At 69.9% G+C, this 3198-nt stretch carries 3 protein-coding genes; 2 read left to right on the top strand and 1 reads right to left on the bottom strand.

Features of this window, described 5'->3' with window-relative positions:
• A partial coding sequence (locus AB0C69_RS40395) for an acetyl-coenzyme A synthetase N-terminal domain-containing protein (RefSeq protein ID WP_360361756.1) occupies positions 1 to 459 on the bottom strand: 459 nt, incomplete at its 3' end.
• A 250-nt stretch (positions 460 to 709) separates the two neighbouring features.
• Here AB0C69_RS40395 and AB0C69_RS40400 point away from each other — a divergent pair.
• Together AB0C69_RS40400 and AB0C69_RS40405 are read left to right on the top strand one after the other, a co-directional pair.
• Complete coding sequence (locus AB0C69_RS40400) at positions 710 to 1501, top strand: oxidoreductase (protein ID WP_360361759.1); 792 nt, start codon at positions 710 to 712, stop codon at positions 1499 to 1501.
• A gap of 31 nt (positions 1502 to 1532) precedes the next feature.
• A complete protein-coding gene (locus AB0C69_RS40405) occupies positions 1533 to 2150 on the top strand; it encodes a pentapeptide repeat-containing protein (protein ID WP_360361762.1) in 618 nt (205 codons plus the stop codon).
• Positions 2151 to 3198: the final 1048 nt, after the last annotated feature.

A 3198-nucleotide genomic window follows, 5' to 3' on the forward strand; every position in this document is an offset into this window, starting at 1 on the left:
GCCGTCCATGAACGGAACCCCCGGCGCGGGTTGGCGGCCGGCGACCCGGTCGCCCTTGCGGACGCCCAGTTCGAGCAGGGCGTTGGCGGCCCTGTTCACCTCGCGCTGGAGGTCGGCGTAGGTGAGGGTGCGGGAGTCGCCTGGCTCCCCCTCCCAGTGGTACGCCACCTTCTCGCCCCGCCCGGCCTCCACATGCCGGTCGACGCAGTTGTAGGCGACGTTCAGCTCCCCGCCCACGAACCACTTCGCGAACGGCGGGTTGCTCCAGTCCAGGACGTCGTCCCAGCGCTTCGTCCAGGCGAGCCGGTCCGCCTGCTCCGCCCAGAAGCCCAAGCGGTCCTCGTCAGCGCGCTCGTAGGCGTCGGCCTTGACGTTCGCCGAGGCGGCGAGGTCCGCGGGCGGGGGGAAGCGGCGCGTCTCCTGCAGAAGGTTCGACAGTGTTTCTTGGCTCTGGCTCAACGCGAACTCCTTGCTAGCTCAAGCGGGGGTCGCCCGGTATCCCCACTTCACCAGGTAGGTCCCGGTCCCCACAAGGCCGCGATCCCGGGTGTCGGGGGGATGGACGCGATCGGTGCTCACGGCTGCGAATCCTGCTTTGTGATGCCCGACACCACGGGCCTTCCCAGCTCCGGGCCGGGGGAACCGTTTCCGTTCCACGCCCTGGTGGGCCGCTGCACGAGCGCTCCGGACGACGGCATAAAGTCAGGCCGTGACCGATGCTCTAGCTGATGTTGCGAACCTTCCCGGCGTCGTCGACGCCGTCGACGAGGCGCGCAAGGCCGTGGACCGGCTGCTCGGCCACCGCGTCCTGCGGCGGCGCAGCGCCGAGGTGTCCACGGAGTCGGCGCTGCGCGGCGCCCGGGCCTCCGTCGTCCTCGACGGCGCCTCGGTCACGCTGGACGAGCTGCGCACCACCGACCACCCGTCCGACCCCGTCGTGCAGGGCGCTCTGCGCGTGTCGGCCGAGCTCGGGACGTTGACCGAGGTCTGGCGCAAGGCACCGCGGCAGGCGTTGGCGCGTTTGCACGTCCTCGCCGCAGCGGACGCGGTCGACAGCGCGGATCTCGGACGTCCCCGTTCCGGCGACGTTGTCGTGAAGGACGTTCTCGGCCTGGGAGAGCCGCCTTCGCCAGCCGAAGTGGCGGCGCGCCTGGACGTGCTCAGTGGGCTGCTGACCGAACCCACCAAGGCGCCGGCTCTCGTGGTCTCATCGATCGTGCACGGCGAACTTTTGGCTCTGCGCCCGTTCGGCTGGGGAGACGGGATCGTCGCCCGTGCCGCCCAGCGGCTCACCCTTGTCGCCCGTGGGCTCGACCCCAAATCCCTGGTCGCGCCTGAGGTCGGGCACCTCGAACTCTCCGACGAGTACGCCGAGGCCCTTCGCGCCTACGCGTCCGGTACGTCGGAGGGCGTCGCGCGGTGGATCGTCCACTGCTCCTCGGCCATCGCGGCCGCCGCACGGGACTCGCAGGCCATCTGCGAAGCGTTCATGCGCGGCTGAGGCTGTCACCCGGTAGGGCCATGCTGGACCTATGGCCGATCGCATGTACGGGCGACCAGCGGCGCCGACGGAGACCACGATCTCGTCGGCGAACTGGGATTCGCGTGACCTGACGGGTGAGCGGCACGACAGCGTCCTGTTCGTGGACGTGGACATGACCGAGGCCAGCGGCACCGGTGCCGCCTTCACCGACTGCACGTTCCGGGGTGTGCGGTTCAACGCGTCCAGCCACACCGACGGGGCGTTCCTGAACTGCACGTTCGTCCGGTGCGGCTTCTTCGACGCCACCTTCACGGGCTGCAAGTTCGTCGGCAGCGCGTTCGACGGCTCCACCTACGACCTGATGAAGGTCAAGGGCGGCGACTGGTCGTTCACCGGCCTGCCCGGCGCGGACCTGCGACGAGCCGCGTTCTCGGACGTGCGCATGCGCGAAGCGGACCTCACCGGAGCCCGCTGCGCCGGGGCGGAGCTGCGCGGGGTCGACCTTTCGGGGGCGTCCCTGCACAAGGCCGACTTCTCTGGCTGTGACCTGCGCGGCAGTGACCTGTCGTCGCTGGACCCGTTCAGCGTCGAACTGAGGAGCGCGGTGATCGACCCCTACCAGGCGGTCGTCCTCGCGACGGCGCTGGGCCTGGACGTCCGCGGGTAAGGGGTTCGGCGGGAGCGCGGCGCAAGCGAAACGGCGTCCCTGCCGGGACGCCGCCGCTGGACACGTCACACCGGGTTACCAAGCGTGCACCTGTATTCGTCGGATCGGGTCAAGCCCGTCTCGACGCGCCTCCCGCGGCTGGTCGCGCGTGGGTACCCGGCTGCCGTGCCCGGACACTCGGTCCGTATGACCTGTGTACGCCTTATTTGCCCAGATGACAAGCCCCATTCGGGAAACGGCCCGCGGACGGCGGAGAGGGCGCCGGAGGCGGCTCCGGTCTCCCCGGATGGCAAGGAGGCATATTGCGGACTTCCGCAAACGGCGTTCGGAACGCGAAATTGATCACACAGGGTAACCATTTCCCTTTGTCGTCGATCATACGAAGGCACGGGAAAGATCTTTAGTTCTCCTGTACGCTCCGACTTCCGTCCCGTTGCACTTCCGGTGCACCGGAACGGGGGCCCAGCCGTGGCCGGGCGGCGCCCGGCGCCGGCCGCTCCGGCGGATCGTCACCGCCGGGTGCGAAAAATCGCCACGTGCCGGGCGAGTTTGCGGCTCGACGGAACTCTCGACGATCGGGCAGCATATGTTGTATCCGCCTAGACTTGAGTCGGTGAGTTTGCTTCTCCCATAGAGGCGACTTACCCGTGGCTTAGCCTGAACTCCCTGAGACCTTTCTGGGAAAGCGGGCCGGCTCTACCCCCCCGGAGCCGGACCGCCGGCGACCCCCGCTCTCCCCCCCGGCGGGGGTCGCCCTGTCGTGAGGCGGCCGGGCGGTGGCCCGGGGTGAACGATCCCGCGCCACCGCCCGCCCGCCCCGGCGAAGTTATCCACAGTTCGCGGAACCTTCCCGCCGCTTCCGACGCGCGCCGCAAGGTGGATGTCTCCGAACGTCGAAGGAGCATCCGATGAACCTCGCGGCACTGATCGTCACCGGCGACCCCGCGCTCGCCGACGGCCTCCTGCGCCTCGCCGCGGCCGCCGACGCCCACGCCGAGGTCGCCTACGGCGCCGACGAGGCCAGACCCGCCTGGGCCTGGCCCTCCCT

It is taken from the genome of Actinomadura sp. NPDC048032 (assembly GCF_040653175.1).
In the GTDB taxonomy this organism is placed as follows: domain Bacteria; phylum Actinomycetota; class Actinomycetes; order Streptosporangiales; family Streptosporangiaceae; genus Spirillospora; species Spirillospora verrucosospora.

What these genes read in the sequence shown, in the direction of transcription:
- AB0C69_RS40405 (WP_360361762.1), top strand. Translation starts at nt 1,533, where the DNA reads ATGGCCGATCGCATGTACGGGCGACCAGCGGCGCCGACGGAGACCACG.